General features: G+C 68.8%; 17 protein-coding genes. 10 read left to right on the top strand and 7 right to left on the bottom strand.

The window, feature by feature from the left end; translation table 11 throughout:
• Window positions 1-31 precede the first annotated feature (31 nt).
• The gene (locus ACZYRS_RS00560) at window positions 32-1,231 is read right to left on the bottom strand and encodes an acyl-CoA dehydrogenase (protein WP_463417724.1); all 1,200 of its coding nucleotides are present in this window, start codon (window positions 1,229-1,231) and stop codon (window positions 32-34) included.
• Window positions 1,232-1,417: 186 nt separating this feature from the next.
• Here ACZYRS_RS00560 and ACZYRS_RS00565 point away from each other — a divergent pair, with 186 nt between their 5' ends.
• On the top strand, window positions 1,418-2,320 hold the full coding sequence (locus ACZYRS_RS00565) for a LysR substrate-binding domain-containing protein (RefSeq protein WP_463417725.1): 903 nt from the start codon (window positions 1,418-1,420) through the stop codon (window positions 2,318-2,320).
• Between the two features lie 11 nt (window positions 2,321-2,331).
• Window positions 2,332-3,264 carry an AraC family transcriptional regulator gene (locus ACZYRS_RS00570; protein WP_463417726.1) on the top strand — a complete coding sequence of 311 codons (933 nt, stop codon included), beginning with the start codon at window positions 2,332-2,334 and terminating at the stop codon, window positions 3,262-3,264.
• A 16-nt stretch (window positions 3,265-3,280) separates the two neighbouring features.
• Here the strand turns inward: ACZYRS_RS00570 and ACZYRS_RS00575 are convergent, their stop codons facing one another.
• From ACZYRS_RS00575 to ACZYRS_RS00585, 3 genes are read right to left on the bottom strand one after another with little or no spacing between them, the layout of a single operon-like run.
• Window positions 3,281-3,784, bottom strand: a complete 504-nt coding sequence (locus tag ACZYRS_RS00575) for a GFA family protein (protein WP_463417727.1) — start codon at window positions 3,782-3,784, stop codon at window positions 3,281-3,283.
• Between the two features lie 4 nt (window positions 3,785-3,788).
• Window positions 3,789-4,622 (bottom strand): zeta toxin family protein, encoded by an 834-nt coding sequence (locus ACZYRS_RS00580; RefSeq protein ID WP_463417728.1) that lies wholly within the window; start codon window positions 4,620-4,622, stop codon window positions 3,789-3,791.
• Complete coding sequence (locus tag ACZYRS_RS00585; protein ID WP_233101674.1) at window positions 4,619-4,966, bottom strand: hypothetical protein; 348 nt, start codon at window positions 4,964-4,966, stop codon at window positions 4,619-4,621. Before ACZYRS_RS00585 ends, ACZYRS_RS00580 begins: the two co-directional genes overlap by 4 nt.
• 126 nt (window positions 4,967-5,092) lie before the next feature.
• Between ACZYRS_RS00585 and ACZYRS_RS00590 the strand changes: the two genes are divergently transcribed.
• The gene (locus ACZYRS_RS00590) at window positions 5,093-5,806 is read left to right on the top strand and encodes a 2OG-Fe(II) oxygenase (protein ID WP_463417729.1); all 714 of its coding nucleotides are present in this window, start codon (window positions 5,093-5,095) and stop codon (window positions 5,804-5,806) included.
• A 28-nt stretch (window positions 5,807-5,834) separates the two neighbouring features.
• On the opposite strand, the gene ACZYRS_RS00595 is transcribed toward ACZYRS_RS00590, so the two are convergent.
• Window positions 5,835-6,131: a hypothetical protein gene (locus tag ACZYRS_RS00595; protein ID WP_463417730.1), complete on the bottom strand. Its 297-nt coding sequence runs from the start codon at window positions 6,129-6,131 to the stop codon at window positions 5,835-5,837.
• Here ACZYRS_RS00595 and ACZYRS_RS00600 point away from each other — a divergent pair.
• Window positions 6,121-7,947, top strand: coding sequence for an adenylate/guanylate cyclase domain-containing protein (locus tag ACZYRS_RS00600; protein ID WP_463417731.1), 1,827 nt, complete (start codon window positions 6,121-6,123; stop codon window positions 7,945-7,947). The genes ACZYRS_RS00595 and ACZYRS_RS00600 overlap by 11 nt on opposite strands.
• A gap of 13 nt (window positions 7,948-7,960) precedes the next feature.
• Here ACZYRS_RS00600 and ACZYRS_RS00605 read toward each other — a convergent pair whose 3' ends face one another.
• Together ACZYRS_RS00605 and ACZYRS_RS00610 are read right to left on the bottom strand one after the other, a co-directional pair.
• On the bottom strand, window positions 7,961-8,431 hold the full coding sequence (locus tag ACZYRS_RS00605; RefSeq protein ID WP_463417732.1) for a YbaY family lipoprotein: 471 nt from the start codon (window positions 8,429-8,431) through the stop codon (window positions 7,961-7,963).
• A gap of 7 nt (window positions 8,432-8,438) precedes the next feature.
• The gene (locus tag ACZYRS_RS00610; protein ID WP_463417733.1) at window positions 8,439-10,442 is read right to left on the bottom strand and encodes an acetoacetate--CoA ligase; all 2,004 of its coding nucleotides are present in this window, start codon (window positions 10,440-10,442) and stop codon (window positions 8,439-8,441) included.
• Between the two features lie 100 nt (window positions 10,443-10,542).
• Between ACZYRS_RS00610 and ACZYRS_RS00615 the strand changes: the two genes are divergently transcribed.
• Genes ACZYRS_RS00615 through ACZYRS_RS00640 form a run of 6 tightly spaced genes read left to right on the top strand, consistent with a single transcriptional unit; the run spans window position 10,543 to window position 15,516 of the window.
• On the top strand, window positions 10,543-11,298 hold the full coding sequence (locus tag ACZYRS_RS00615; RefSeq protein WP_463417734.1) for a TetR family transcriptional regulator: 756 nt from the start codon (window positions 10,543-10,545) through the stop codon (window positions 11,296-11,298).
• On the top strand, window positions 11,295-12,242 hold the full coding sequence (locus tag ACZYRS_RS00620) for an ABC transporter substrate-binding protein (RefSeq protein WP_463417735.1): 948 nt from the start codon (window positions 11,295-11,297) through the stop codon (window positions 12,240-12,242). The genes ACZYRS_RS00615 and ACZYRS_RS00620 overlap by 4 nt, the downstream gene beginning before the upstream one ends.
• Window positions 12,239-13,096 (top strand): ABC transporter ATP-binding protein, encoded by an 858-nt coding sequence (locus ACZYRS_RS00625; protein WP_463417736.1) that lies wholly within the window; start codon window positions 12,239-12,241, stop codon window positions 13,094-13,096. Before ACZYRS_RS00620 ends, ACZYRS_RS00625 begins: the two co-directional genes overlap by 4 nt.
• Window positions 13,089-13,859 (top strand): ABC transporter permease, encoded by a 771-nt coding sequence (locus ACZYRS_RS00630; protein WP_463417737.1) that lies wholly within the window; start codon window positions 13,089-13,091, stop codon window positions 13,857-13,859. The genes ACZYRS_RS00625 and ACZYRS_RS00630 overlap by 8 nt, the downstream gene beginning before the upstream one ends.
• On the top strand, window positions 13,856-14,656 hold the full coding sequence (locus ACZYRS_RS00635; protein WP_463417738.1) for an ABC transporter permease: 801 nt from the start codon (window positions 13,856-13,858) through the stop codon (window positions 14,654-14,656). The genes ACZYRS_RS00630 and ACZYRS_RS00635 overlap by 4 nt, the downstream gene beginning before the upstream one ends.
• Window positions 14,657-14,709: 53 nt before the next feature.
• Window positions 14,710-15,516 carry a cyclase family protein gene (locus ACZYRS_RS00640; RefSeq protein WP_463417739.1) on the top strand — a complete coding sequence of 269 codons (807 nt, stop codon included), beginning with the start codon at window positions 14,710-14,712 and terminating at the stop codon, window positions 15,514-15,516.
• Window positions 15,517-15,521 lie beyond the last annotated feature (5 nt).

A 15,521-nucleotide genomic window follows, 5' to 3' on the forward strand; every position in this document is an offset into this window, starting at 1 on the left:
GCGTCTACACGAAGTGAGTAAGACTGGGGGGTTAGTTCGAAAACGCGGCGATGCCGGTGATGGCGCGGCCCAGGATCAGCGCGTGGATGTCGTGCGTGCCTTCGTAGGTGTTGACCACTTCCAGGTTCACCAGGTGGCGGGCCACGCCGAACTCGTCGCTGATGCCGTTGCCGCCCATCATGTCGCGTGCGAGGCGAGCGATGTCCAGGGCCTTGCCGCAGTTGTTGCGCTTCATGATCGAGGTGATCTCGACCGAGGCCGTGCCCTCGTCCTTCATGCGGCCCAAACGCAGGCTGCCTTGCAGGCCCAGCGTGATCTCGGTCTGCATGTCGGCCAGCTTCTTCTGGATGAGCTGGTTGGCCGCGAGCGGGCGGCCGAACTGCTTGCGATCCAGCGTGTACTGGCGGGCGCGGTGCCAGCAGTCTTCGGCGGCACCGAGCGCGCCCCACGAAATGCCGTAGCGGGCGCTGTTCAGGCAAGTGAACGGGCCCTTCAGGCCCTGCACTTCGGGGAAGGCGTTCTCTTCGGGGCAGAACACGCCGTCCATCACGATCTCGCCGGTGATGCTGGCGCGCAGGCCCACCTTGCCGTGGATCGCGGGGGCCGACAGGCCCTTCATGCCCTTCTCGAGCACGAAGCCGCGGATCGGGCCGACCGTGCCGCTTTCGCTCACTTCCTTGGCCCACACGACGAACACGTCGGCGATGGGCGAATTGCTGATCCACATCTTCGCGCCGCTGAGCGAATAGCCGCCCGGCACCTTCTTGGCGCGGGTGACCATGCTGCCGGGGTCGGAGCCGTGGTCGGGTTCGGTCAGGCCGAAGCAGCCGATCCATTCGCCGGTGGCCAGCTTGGGCAGGAACTTCTGCTTCTGCGCCTCGGTGCCGAATTCGAAGATCGGCACCATCACCAGCGAGCTCTGCACGCTGGCCATCGAGCGGTAGCCCGAATCGACGCGCTCGACCTCGCGGGCGATCAGGCCGTAGGCCACGTAGTTGAGGCCCGGGCCGCCGTACTGCTCGGGGATCGTGGGGCCCAGGAGACCGAGCGCGCCCATTTCGCGAAAGATGGCCGGGTCGGTCTCGCCGCTGCGGAAGCCCTCGATGACGCGGGGCGCCAGGCGCTCCTGGCAGTAGGCATTGGCCGCGTCGCGGATCATGCGTTCTTCGTCGGTCAGTTGCTGGTCGAGAAGAAGGGGATCGTCCCAGTGGAATTGCGCTTTGGCGGCCATGTGCTGTCTCCGGAAAGAGGGGAAAAAGAGAAAAAGAGGGGGATGGGGGCGATCCTAGCCACGCGGGGGGCCGGGCGCAAACGATGAATCCTCACCCAGATATGCGTTTGTAGAATGTCTTGCAAGATGTTCGAGCGGGCCCGCCATTGGCAAGGCCACGTCTCCATACATACACCCGAGGCATACATGCGCCGCAAGATCCCACCCCTGCAAACCCTCGTGTGCTTCGACGCCGCCGCGCGCCACGAGAGCTACACCCGCGCCGCGCAGGAACTCGCGCTCACCCAGAGCGCGGTGTCGCGGCAGATCGGCACGCTCGAGGCGTTCCTCGGCGTCGCGCTCTTTCGCCGAACGCGTCACGGCGTGGCGCTCACCGCGAGCGGCGCGGCCTATGCGCGGCAGATCACCAAGCGGCTCGAGGCGATGGAGCGCGACACGCTCGACGCCATGGCGCACCAGGGCGAAGGCGGCTCGCTCTCGCTGGCGGCCGTGCCCACCTTCGCCACGCGCTGGCTGATGCCGCGCCTGAAGGGCTTCGCCGCGCTGCAGCCCGACGTGGTGGTGCACATCGAGACGCGCACCCGCCCCTTTCTCTTCGCCGATGCGGAGTTCGACGCGGCGCTCTACGCCGGCACGCCCGCGCAGGTCGAGAACTGGGCCGGCACGCGCGCGCTGCTGCTGATGCACGAGGACGTGGTGCCGGTGTGCAGCCCGTCGCTGCTGCCGCGCGGAAAAGCCGTGGCGCCCGCGGTCATCGCGAAGATGCCGCTGCTGCAGCAGAGCACGCGGCCCGACGGCTGGCGCCAGTGGTTCGATGCGCAGCAGATCGACGCGCCCAACGCGCGCGGCGGTCCGCGCTACGAGCTGTTCTCCATCCTCGCCGCGGCCGCATCGCACGGTTTGGGCGTCGCGCTGATGCCCACGATGCTGGTGGCCGACGAGCTCGCGCGCGGCGAACTGGTGGTGGCGTGTGCGCGGCCGCTCTCGGGCGAGCGCAACTACTACCTCGTGACGCCGGAGCGGGCCGACCAGCGGCCGCTGCTCAAGTTCTTCAGCGACTGGCTGCTCGAACAGGCGCGCCAACGCTGAGAATGCGCGCCATGACGACGCGCGACAGCCGCTCCGAATACGAATGGCGCATGCACAAGGTGCTCACGCACATCGACGACCACCTGGACGAGGCGCTCGAGCTCGCGGCGCTGGCCGACGTGGCGCATTTCTCGGCGTACCACTTCCACCGCCTCTTCGCGGCCTGGGCCGGCGAGACGCTGGGCGACTACATCCGGCGCCGCCGCGTGGAGGTCGGCGCGCTGCGGCTCGCGACGCAGCCGCGCCTCTCGGTGCTCGAGGCTGCGCTGTCGGTGGGCTTCGGTTCGGGCGAGGCATTCACCCGTGCATTCCGCGCGCGCTTCGGCAACTCGCCCAGCGCATGGCGCGTGTCGCACGACTGGGTACTGCCTTGCGACGACCCTGCGCACAAGAGCAATCCTGATCAGATCGCCCTGCACGGCTTCACGAAGAATGACTCTGCATTGCGCAATCCCGCGCACGAGGAGCCACCCGTGAATGTCCAGCTGATCACCCGTCCCCCCGTCACCATTGCCTACCTGCGCTACACCGGCCCGTTCGGCGCGCCGGTGGGCGCGTTCTGGGCCGAGAAGGCCGCGCCCTGGATCTGCGCGCACAACCTGTGGTCGCATGCGCGCTACGGCATCAGCCACGACGACCCGAGCATCACCGCGCCCGAGCACTCGCGCTACGACGCCTGCGTGGAAGTGCCCGAAGACTTCGTGCCCGACGGCGGCTTCCAGAAGACGGTGCTGCCGGGCGGGCGCTATGCCTCGCTGCGGTTCCAGGGCCTGCCCGGCGAGATCAACGATGCATGGACGCGCCTCATGCGCGACTGGCTGCCCGCGAGCGGCTTCCAGTTCGACAGCCGGCCCGCGTTCGAGTACTACGGGCCCGGCATGGCCTTCGACGAGAAGACCGGCGCCTTCGAATGCGATATATGCATTCCGATCGCGCCGCTCTGAGCAACAAAGCCGCGCGTCAGGCCTTCGCGGGCCGCGCGCCCTCTTGCGCATAGGCCTGGATCAGCGCCGGGAACGCCGCGAAATCGGGCAGCTTGCCGAAGCTGTGCACCGCGGGCGTCGTGGCCCAGGGCAGCTTCTCGTCGGTCCAGGTTTCCATGAAGGGCACGAACCATTCGTGGCGGTCGAGCATCGTGGGCCGGATGTTGACGAACTCGTCCATGCCCTCGGTGCGCGTGAACATCCAGCTCTTGCAGTGCGGGCAGCAGTAGTGGTGCGAATCGCCATGCAGGCCACCGATGACGGGCTCGCCAGCAACGACTTCGAAGCCCGGCGTCGGGATGGCGAGCGACAGCGAGAAGGCGCTCGCGCTCATGCGCTGGCAGCCCGTGCAGTGGCAGGCCATCGACAGCAGCGGCGGCGCCGTGATGCGCAGGCGCACCTGGCCGCAGCGGCAGCCGCCGTCCCAGGGGAGTTGCCAGTCGTCTGTGCCTTGATCGGCGGGGGATGTGGGAGTGCTCATGGGATTACTTCCTGGTGCTTGATGGTGCCGGCGGCGCCGTCTTCTTCGCCGGTGGTTTTGCCAGAGTTTTCGCTGCGGGCTTTCGGCGCGCCTTGAAAGGCCCGGTGACTTTCCCGAGCCACGGATCGCAGACGGCCCGCAGCGCCGGATCGACGTCGAACTGCGGGTCCCGCGCATCGAACAGGATCTTCTTGCGGGCCTGCGCGCGCACCAGCGCAAAGGCATTCTTCTCGGAGCGGCTGTTGTCGAACATGAGCGTCATGTTCGCGATCTGCGTCGCGTGCCCGACCGCGGCCTGCGTGCGGGGAAAGCGCTCGACGAGCTTCTTGCGGTCCACGTCGTGGCCGCCCTGCTGCTTGCGGGTGCTCACGCGAAAGACCGACATGTCCACCGACACGAGCCCTACGAACAGCAGCACCACGAAATAGCCCGCCTGCTGCATCGCGCGGATGTCGTCGGCCTTGGACGCATGGCCGCCGCCGGGCAGCGGCTGCCAGTGCGAGAAGACCGTCTCGAACGCGAAGGGCATGCGCTGGTCCATCACCAGGCTCTTGAAGGCGCGCACGCCCTCTTGCGACAGCACCTGCCATTTCTCGTCGTCGTCGCGCAGCTGCTGGGCCCACGCGGGGATGTGGCCGGTCCTGGGGTCGGCGTCGGGCAGGATGGACATCATCATCCGGTCGGCGTTGACCAGCGGCATGCGCAGCGAGGCGGCCAGGCGCGAGTACCAGAGGGTGGATTTGCCGGCGCCGTTGTGGCCGGCCAGGACGAAGGCCACCGGACGTGGGCCCCGCGTCTGGTCGAGGAGCTTTTCCAGCGTCGGAGGACGGCGGCTCACGCCTTGCTCGCGCGAAACTTTCCGTCGACCAGGCTGCCGGTGACCTTGGTGCCGTCGGCCGCTTCGCGAACGACACGGGTCGGGTCCTGCGGGTCGGCGTAGTAGGCGAAGATCCGCGCCGCGTTGGGGCCGTGGAATACGACCGAGCGGTCGATGCCGGGCTTGTTGAGCGCGCGCGCCGCCTTCTTCAGCAGCGCCGTCGTGTTGTCCTCAGGGCGCACCACGGGACGCGGTGTCTTGCCGGTCTTGATCAAGGTCATGCCGCGCCCCAGCGTGGCCACTGGCCGGCCCTGGACCAGCTGCGCGGCGGTGCTTTCGCGTGCGACGGATTTTTCTCTTGCCATCGCCGGATGATCGCTCAAAACCCCCGGCGCCCACCAGCCCGCGCGCGAAGGGTCGAAGGGCCGCGATGGCATACCGGTGTCCGAAAACGGCGAGCCCCGCGCGCGCGCCGGCGAGACACTGCGAGCATGACAACAACCCACGTTTCCCGCATCGACGCGCTCGACTGGCCCCGCATCGAGACCGATCTGGCCACCCGCGGCTGCGCCGCCACCGGCCAGTTGTTCACCCCCGAGGAATGCGCCCGGCTCGCGGCGATGTACGACGAGGGCGGCCACTTCCGCAGCCGCGTGGTCATGCAGCGCCACGGCTTCGGCCAGGGCGAGTACCAGTACTTCGCGAACCCGCTGCCGCCGCTCGTCGCCGCATGGCGCAGCGCGCTGTACGAGCGCCTCGCGCCCCTGGCCAATGCCTGGGCGAGCGCGATGGGCCAGCCGGCCGACTACCCGCCCGATCACGCCGCCTACCTCGCGCGCTGCCATGCGGCGGGCCAGCTGCGCCCCACCCCGCTGCTGCTGCGCTACGGCGAGGGCGACTACAACTGCCTGCACCAGGACCTGTACGGCGACCTGCAGTTTCCGCTGCAGCTCACCGTGCTCCTGAGCCGGCCGGGCGCGGACTTCACCGGCGGTGAGTTCGTGCTGACCGAGCAACGCCCGCGCATGCAGTCGCGCGCCGAGGTGGTGTCGCTCGCGCAGGGCGAGGCCGTGATCTTCGCGGTCAACCAGCGCCCCGTGGCGGGCACGCGCGGCACCTACCGCGTGACGATGCGCCACGGCGTGAGCCGCCTGCGCTCGGGGCGCCGGCACACGGTGGGCCTCATCTTCCACGACGCGCACTAGCCGCCGCGGGCTCCCGCACGAGCGGGCACTAACGCACGCAAAAGCCGAACTCGCGCAAAATCCCTCCCGCATCCGGCGCTCTCGCCAGAATTTCCGACACCCAACGATCGGGACGGCGAGCCAACCCGATGCCGATCCGCGGCCGATCCGCAGCGGATGCGTTCGAGTCGTCGACAGGGAGCTGTATGAACATGAACTCGTCCGGGTCTCCGGATGTGGCGGGAAAGCCGCCGTTTGAATCCACCAGTCCGCGCCCGCCGCCGGCAACCGCGGCCGAAGCCCCACCCCGGCGCTCGCGCCGCTTCAGGGTCGACGTGGGCACCATCGTCAGCGCCGTTGCGCTGGCCCAGTCGCTGCTGCTGGTCTCGCTCGGCTACTGGGGCTCGCAGCGGCTGGTGTCGGACATCGGCACCTCCGCGCACCGGGCGAACCACGACCGCATCGAGGACAAGGTGCTCGCCTTCCTCGCGAAGGCCGAGTCGGCGGTCGGCGCCATCGGGAGCGCCCCGAGCCTGAGCCCCGCGGGCGAGCATTCCGAGCGCACCGCCGAATTGCTCTGGACCCTGCTGCAGCAGTCGCCCGAGTTGGACAGCGTGTACGTCGCCAACGAGAGCGGCCAGATGCTGATGGCGCTGCGCTACCCGGTGCCTGCGATCCGGCACATCGCTGCGGCCAAGGAATTCACCACCGAGACCTGGCAGTACAAGCGGCCCTTCGGCGCGGAGCTGGACGTGCAGCAGCGCTTTGCCACGCAGCGCATCGAATCGTTTCGCAGCAGCTACGACCCGACGCGGCGCGGCTGGTTCGAGCAGGCCAGCAAGCGGGGCGGGCCGATATGGACGCAGCCCTACGTGTTCGCCGCGGCGCAGGAACTGGGCGTGACCTACGCGCTGCCGGGCGAGCGCCGCTACGCCGAGGGCGGCACCAAGGCGCTGGTGGCGGCGGGCGACGTGTCGCTCGGGCGTCTGTCGGAATTCGTGCGCCTGTTCAGCAGCAACGGCTACGGCAACAGCGCGCTGCTGAGCGCCGACAGCAAGGTGCTCGCGCGCAGCGACCAGCCGGGCGTGCTGCACCAGCTCGCGCCGCCCACCGGCGTGCTGGGCGCGCTGCACGAACACATGGTGGCCGACGGCACCGCGGGCGGCGGCAACGACTCGACCTTCTCGTTCGACTTCGACGGCCAGCGCTACCTCGTGCAGACCTCGCTCATCCCCTCCACCGGCTGGGAGCTGGTGAGCTGGGTGCCCGAGGACATGGTGCTGGGCGACCTGCGCCGCGCGGTGCTCTGGGGGCTCTTGCTGGCGCTGGTGTTCCTGGCGCTGGCGCTGTTCATGTCGCTCAAGCTCTCCAAGCTGGTGACCTCGCCGGTGGAGAACCTCTCGCGCATCGCGCGGCGCATCGGCCTCCTGGAGCTGGACAACCTGCCGCGCGAACCCAGCCGCGTGCTGGAGATCCAGCACCTGGACCAGGCGCTGGACGACTCGGCGCGCAGCCTGAAGGCCTTCAGCAAGTTCGTGCCGGTGGACGTGATCAACCAGCTCGTGGCCGAAGGGCATTCGCTTGCGCCCAACGGCGCGGCGCGGCGCGTGACGGTGATGTTCACCGACGTGGAGGGCTTCACCTCGATCTCGGAGTCGCTGCCCATCGACGTGCTGGTGGGCATGCTGACCGAGTACTTCAACCTCGCCACCGGCGTGTTCGCGCGCTACGGCGGCGTGGTCGACAAGTTCATCGGCGACGGCATCATGGTGCTGTGGGGCGCGCCCGCGGACATGAAGGACGCGGAGTACCGCGCCTGCCTGGCCGCGCTGCAGCTGCATGCGCAGATGAACGAGCTCAACCGGCAATGGCGCGCCCAGGGCCGGCCCGAATTCCGCACCCGCATCGGCATCCACACCGGCGTGGTGATCGCGGGCGTGCTGGGCTCGAACGACCGGCTCTCGTACACGGCGTTCGGCGACGTCATCAATGTGGCAAGCCGCATCGAGGGCATCAACAAGCAGCTGGGCACGCAGACGCTGGTGTCGGAAGACACCTTCGCGGGCCTGAAGGGGCGCCTCAGTACGCGCCGCATCGAGGAGCTGGTGGAACTGCGCGGCCGGCAGACGCGGATGGTGCTCTACGAGCTGATGACGCCTTGAGCGCCGGCGCCGTTCAGCGCGGCGACGGCGTGACGCGCACCAGCACGAGGTCGGCGGTGGCGCCGCTGCCCTGCGTGAGCACCGGGTACTGCGTGTCGTTGATGAACAGCAGCTGCTCGCCGCGCAGGATGCGCGCCGACACCGCGTAGCGCATGCGCGCCGACACCGCGTAGCGCATGCGCGGATCGATGCGCCCGGCGTCGACCTGCAGTTCGTAGGCGAACGGCGGCTGCCTGCCGTTGGCCTTGATGCGCTGCTCGGCGAGCGTGACCGAAGGCGCGTCCATGCGCGACACATCGAGCAGCTGCACCACGACCTCGGCCGCGGGGTCGAGCGCGATGCGTTCGCGGTAGGCGACCGTGCCGCTCACGCGCAGCGATGCGCCGGCGGCGGGCTTCGATGCCGGCGCGGAAGAGGCACAGGCGCCCAGCACGGAGGCGCCGACAACAGCGGAAAGCATCAGGAGGCTGGTACGTCTTTTCATCGGGACATCATGCGGAGGCACGCTCGGCGGCGAAGGTCACGTACCAGTCGAGACTGCCGGGGTTGGCCATCGCCTCGCGGTTCACCACCTTCTCGATCGGCTGGCCCAGCAGCAGCTTCTTGATCGGCAGCTCCTGCTTCTTGCCCGAGAGCGTGCGCGGAATCTCGGCCACCTGGAAGATGTCGTTGGGCACGAAGCGGGGCGAGAGCGAGGTCTTGATCGCGTTGTTCAGGCGCGCGCGCATCGCCTCGTCCAGCGCCACGCCCGGGCGCAGCACCACGAAGAGCGGCATGTAGCTGTCGCGGCCCAGGTACTCGAGGTCGACCACCATCGAGTCGAGCACCTCGGGCAGCCCTTCGACCGCGCTGTAGATCTCGCTGGTGCCCATGCGCAGGCCCTGGCGGTTGATGGTGGCGTCGCTGCGGCCGTAGATGATGCAGCCGCCGTCTTCGCCGATCCTGATCCAGTCGCCATGGCGCCACACGCCGGGGTAGGTGTCGAAGTAGCTCGATACGTAGCGCGCATTGCCCTCGTCGCCCCAGAAATAAAGCGGCATCGACGGAATGGCCTTCGTGCAGACCAGCTCGCCCACCTCGCCGATGACCGGCTGGCCCTGCTCGTTCCACGCCTCGACCGCGTGACCGAGTTCGCGGCACTGCATCTGGCCCGGCACCTCGGGCAGTTCGCGGTTGCCGCCGACGAAGGCGCCGCAGAAGTCGGTGCCGCCGGAAATGTTGCACCACCAGACTTCCTTCGAGCCCGCATCGAGTATCTGCTGCGAGCCCCAGCGCTGCACCTCGTCGGGCAGCGGCGAGCCGGTGCTGCCGAGCGCGCGCACGCGCGAGAGATCGCCGCATTCCCTGGCGACGACGCCGGCCTTCATGCAGTTGGTGAAGTAGGCCGCGCCCGCGCCGAAGAAGGTGACCTTGTGCCGCGCGACGAAGCGCCACAGCACGCCCCAGTCCGGCGCCTCCTTGCTGCCCGCCGGATTGCCGTCGTAGATGCAGATGGTCGCGCCGAAGGCCATGCCCGAGAGCTGCGAGTTCCACATCACCCAGCCGGTGGAGCTGTACCAGTGGTAGCGCTCGCCGAAGTTGTTGGCGCCGTAGCTCGCGCCCACGTCGTTGTGCAGGCCGCAGGCGTGCATGGTGAGAAGGATGCCGCCCTGCCCGTGCACGATGGGCTTGGGCAGGCCCGTGGTGCCGCTCGAATAAACGATCCAGATCGGGTGGTCGAAGGGCAGCCATTCGGGCTCGAACGCGGCGACCTCGGCATCGTTGCGCACGGTGGCCTCGGTCCAGTCGATGTCGTGTTCGACGGGGCTCGCGGCGAAAGGTGTCTTCACGAGCAGCAGCTTCTTCACGCTCGGCAACTGGCCGCGCAGTTCCTGCAGCACGGCGCTGCGGTCGAGCGGCTTGCCGCCGTAGTGCACGCCGTCGACGGCGACGAGCACCTTGGGCTCGATCTGGCGGAAGCGGTCGGCCACGGCGGCCGTGCCCATGTCGGGCGCGCACACGCTCCAGATCGCGCCGATGCTGGAGCACGCGAGAAACGCGACCATGGTCTCGGGCACATTGGGCATGTAGGCCGCCACGCGGTCGCCGCGCTGCACGCCGAGCGACTTGAGCGTGAGCGCGACCGCGGCGACCTGGCGGCGCATCTCGGGCCACGACAGCTCGCGGACTTGGCCCAGTTCGTTGTCGCTCACGATGGCGGGCATGCCCGCCGCATGCGCCGCATCGGCGTGGCGCAGCACCTCGCGCGTGTAGTTGACCTGTGCGCCCGGGAACCAGCGCGCGCCCGGCATGCGCGCCTCCGCGAGCACCGCGGTATGCGGCGTGGGCGACGCGAGGCCGGCGTAGTCCCAGATGCTCTGCCAGAACGCATCGAGGTCTGTGACGGACCAGCGCCACAGCGCGTCGTAGGTGTCGAACGAGAGGCCGCGCTGCTCGCGCAGCCAGTCTTGATAGAGGCGGATCTGGGGGATGTTGGGAACATTGGAAACAGGCATGGCCCGAGCGTAGCGCTGCGAACGGGCGCGCTCAATCGGGGTTGACCTCAGGGTTTGTACGTGTGTTCAACATTTTTGTACAGGCGTTCAATACGCCCCCATGAGCACCCGCACCCCGACCGCCCGGCGCAGCCCTCCCCGGGCCGCGGCCATCACCACCATCACCGCCGAAGCCGCCCGGCCCGACCGCCGCCAGGCCATCCTGCTGGCCGCCGAGAAGCTCTTCGCGCAGCACGGCTACCACGCGGTGACGATCCGGCAGATCGCCGAGGAGGCCGGCGTGCCGCTCGCGCTGGTGGGCTATTACTTCGGGCCGAAGCACGAGCTCTTCCACGCCATCTTCGAGCACTGGAGCCACACCATCGAGGAGCGGCTCGCGGGCCTGGCGCAAGTGAACAACGACCCCGACGACGCGCACACGCTGCCGCGCATCATCGACGCCTTCACCGCGCCCGTGCTCGCCTTGCGCGCGAGCGCCGAGGGCGAGTACTACGCGCTGCTGGTGGCGCGCGAGCTCTACCACGCGACCGAGGAAGCCGACCGCGTGCTGCGCGGCTACTTCGATCCGCTGGCCACCGCCTACATCGACGCACTGCACCTCGCGCTGCCGCATGCCACGCGCGCCCAGGTCGCATGGGGCTACCAGTTCGCGCTCGGCGCACTGTTGCACCACCTGAATGACAGCCGCATCGAACGGCTCTCGCGCGGCGAGAACAAGCGCGCCGACCCGGCCGTGGCGCCGATGCTGGTGAACTTCATCGTCGGCGGCCTGCGCGCCGCGCTGCCCAAGACCAAATCCAAGACCAAGCTCCCGCGCGCACAACAAAAAACCCCCACCCGGAGACAGAAGACATGATGAAACGACGCACCCTGCTGTCGGTGCTCGCGGCCGCATCGGCCGCCGCCGCGCTGCCTTCGCGCGCGCAGCAGCCCCATCCGAAGATCGTGTTCGGCTACACCGCCGTGACCGACTTCGCCTCCGTCTTCGTGGCGGCCGAAGAGGGCTATTTCAAGAAGCGCGGGCTCGATGTCGAGCTCAAGTTCATTCCGCTCAACTCTACGATTCCCGCCGCGCTGCAGTCCGATTCGCTGCAGATCGGCGGCCCCACGCCCTCGGTGTTCCTGCAGGCGGTGGATGGTGGGCTCGATCTCGTGCTGGTGGCCGGCGGCGGCCTCACCTCCAAGACCATCACCGGCTTCGGCCTGGTGGCGCGCGCGGGCTCGGGCATCAAGAGCGCGCAGGACTGCGTGGGCAAGAAGATCGGCGTGCCGGGCCTGGGCGCCTTCCTGCACGTGACCTTCCGAGCGTGGCTGAAAGACAGCGGCGTGGACTACCGCAAGGTCAACTTCGTGGAGGCCTCGTTCCCGCAGCATGCCGACCTGCTGCGCGGCGGCTCGGTGGATGCGGTGGTGTCGGCCGATCCGTTCATGAGCCGCATCACCGAGAGCGGCGCGGGCTACGTCGCCTCCTACTACTCGACCTTCCTGCCCGAGAACAACCAGACCATCGTGCATGCGGCCAAGCGCGAGTGGGTCGCGAAGAACCCCGCGACGGCACGCGCGTTCCGCGAGGCGCTGGTCGAGTCCGGCGGCTTCATGCAGCAGGCCAAGAACGACGCGAGGGTGCGCGCGGCCATCGGCAAGTACATCAAGCTGCCGCCCGAGGTGCTGGCCAAGGTGCAGGTCTCGCCGCCCGGGCCGGTGGTCACCGACAAGCAGCTCGGTTACTGGACCGGGCTCATGAAGGAGCAGGACATGCTCAAGACCAACATCGACGTTGCGAAGCTGATCGCCAAGTGATTTCCTCCCCTGCCCCGATCACCGCGCGCGCCGCGCTTTCCGTGAGCGCCGCGCGTTCGCCGGCCAGTTCCACGATGCCTGCCACGCCCTTCCTGCGCTTCGACGGCGTCACCATCTGCCTGGGCGGCCGCGAGATTCTTTCGCCCACTTCGTTCGACGTGGCGCGCGGCGAATTCGTCTGCATCGTCGGCCCGAGCGGCTGCGGCAAGACGACGCTGCTGCGCGCGGCCAGCGGCCTCGTCACCGCGAGCGCCGGCGAGGTGCGGCGCAACGGCGTGAAGATGACCGCGCCGTCGCGCGAAGTGGCCTTCGTGTTCCAGGACTACGGCCGCGCGCTGCTGCCCTGGCGCACCGTGGAAGGCAACGTGAGCCTCGCGCTCGAGGCGGCCGGCGTGCCCGCCGCCGAACGCGCGCCGCGCATCGCCGACGTGCTCGGCAAGGTCGGCCTCGCGAAGCACGCGCAGAAGTTTCCGGTGCAGCTTTCGGGCGGCATGCAGCAGCGCGCGCAGATTGCGCGCTGCCTCGCGCAGAAGCCCGAGCTGATGATGATGGACGAGCCCTTCGGCGCGCTCGATGCGCTCACGCGCCAGAGCCTGCAGGACGAGCTCGCGCGGCTGGTGCGCGACGACGGGCTCACGGTGCTGTTCGTGACGCACGACCTCGAAGAAGCCATCTACCTGGGCGACCGCGTGATCGCGCTGCAGGCCAACCCCGGGCCCGGCCGGCCGAGCCTCGCGCGGATGATCGACGTGAAGATCCCGCGGCCGCGCGACCAGCTCACGACCAAGGAGCATCCGGACTACCTGCAGTTGCGGCGTGAGCTGTTCGCTTTCATCGAGCAGGGCCATGACTGAAGGCCGCGTCTTTCGCTGGCTGCGGCCGTGGGTGTTTCCCGCGCTGCTGGTCGGCGCCTTCGAGTGGTACGCGCGGCGCGCGGCGGCACTGGGGAGCGATGCGCTCGCGCCGCCCAGCGCGGCGGCCAGGGCCTTCGTCGGCGCGGCGCTCGATGGCTCGCTCTGGCAGGCCACGGGCTTCACGCTCGGCACCGCGGCGCTCGGCTTGCTGATCGGCGCGGTGCTCGGCATCGTGCTGGGCCTGGTGCTCGGGCTCTCGCGCCGTGCGGCGCAGCTGGGCTCGCTCTCCATCGAAGTGCTGCGGCCTGTGCCTTCGGTCGCGCTGATTCCGCTCGCGATGCTGGCCTTTGGTTTCGGCGTGCGCATGGAACTGGCCATCGTCGCCTTCGCCACCTTCTGGCCGCTGCTGGTGCTGGTGCAGTCGGCGGTGCAGCAGATCGAGCCGCGCCTGCTCGAAGTGAGCCGCGTGCTCGGCCTTTCGGCGCGCGAGCGTGCGTTCAAGATCGTGCTGCCGGCCATCGTGCCGCGCCTGTTCGTCGCGCTGCGCCTGGGCGTGGCGGTGGCGCTGGTGGTGGCCGTGACGGTGGAGATCGCCGCCAACCCCAACGGCATGGGCTACGCGATGATGATCGCGCAGCAGAGCCTGGACCCCGCGCTGATGCTCGCGTGGCTCGGCTGGATCGGCGTCGTGGGCTTCGCGGTCAACGCGGGCATGGTGCTGCTGCAGCGCACGGTCGCGCGGCGCATGGGGGTCGCGCCATGAACGGCAACGACCGCGCGCCCTCGGGCCTGAAATGGCTCGGCTCGCTGGGCGTGCTGTGCGCGCTGGTCGCGCTCTGGTGGGTCGCGAGCAACGCGGGCTGGGTGAGCCGCGTGTTCCTGCCGACGCCGCAGGCCACCTTCGCGAGCCTGCTCGAAGGGCTGAATCTCTCCGGTGGTGCTGGAAACACGGGCAATGGCGAACTGCTCGCCTTCACGCAGGCGACGGTTGGCCGCATGGTCCAAGGCTGGCTGCTGGCCTCGCTCTTCGGCGTGGTGCTGGGCGCGGCCATCGGCGTGTCGCCCGCGGTGCGCGCGTGGGTGCAGCCGACGCTCGAATTCATCCGCCCGCTGCCCGCATCGGCGTTGCTGCCGCTCGCGATTTCGATCTTCGGGCTCAACCCCGGCATGGTGCTCTTCGTGGTCGCGTTCGGCGCGATGTGGCCGGTGCTGCTGGCCACGGTGCATGGCTTCGCGGCCGTGGAGCCGCGTCTGGCGGAAGTGGCGCGCTGCCTGCAGATGTCGCGCGCGGCGTATATCTGGAAGATGGGCCTGCCCAATGCGATGCCCGACATCCTGGCCGGCATGCGGCTCGCGCTGACCATCGCGCTCATCGTCGCGGTGGTGGGCGAAATGATCGCCTCGCAAAGCGGCCTGGGCCAGGCCATTCTGCTGGCCGCGCGTGCCTTCCGCGCGAGCGACCTCTTCGCCGGCATCGTGCTGCTCGGGCTCATCGGCTTCGCGAGCAATGCGCTGCTGGCCTTTGCCGAGAAGCGCCTGCTGCGCTGGCAGCAACCCTGACCGATCGATTCCTTCACGCCCAACACCAACACCCCCCACAAGGAGCCCCGCCCATGCCACGCAAATTCGTCGATCTCTCGATCTTCCTGGAGAACGATGTGCTCTCCGATCCGCCCGCCTTCGCGCCGAAGATCCAGTACTTCACGCACGAGCAGACCTACGAGCAGATCGAGCCCTTCTTTCCCGGTTTGAAGAAAGAGGACCTCCCCGACGGCGAGGGCTGGGCCGTGGAACTGGTGCAGCTGTCCACGCACAACGGCACGCACCTGGATGCGCCCTACCACTTCCACTCGACCATGGACAAGGCCCTCGGCGAGAAGAAGCCCGCCATCGCCATTCACGACGTGCCGCTGGAGTGGTGCTTCCAGCCGGGCGTGAAGCTGGACTTTCGCCACTTCGCCGACGGCTACGTGGTCACGGCCGCCGACGTGGAGGCCGAGCTCAAGCGCATCGGCCACACGCTGAGTCCGCTGGAGATCGTGGTGATCAACACGCGCGCGGGCAAGCGCTATGGCAACAACGACTACGTCTCGGCCGGTGCGGGCATGGGCTACGAAGCGACGATGTATCTGCTGGAACGCGGCGTGCGCCTCACGGGCACCGACGCGTGGAGCTGGGACGCGCCCTTCGTGCACACCGCGAAGAAGTACGGCGAGACGCACGACGCATCGCTGATCTGGGAAGGCCACAAGGCCGGCCGCGACATCGGCTACTGCCACATCGAGAAGCTGCACAACCTGGAGGTGCTGCCGCCGACGGGCTTCTTCATCAGCTGCTTTCCGCACAAGATCCGCGGCGCCTCGGCGGGCTGGACGCGCGCGGTCGCGATCTTCGACGATGCATTGATGGCGTCGGTCTGAACGAA

The sequence above is a fragment of the Variovorax sp. AC194 genome, from assembly GCF_979257995.1.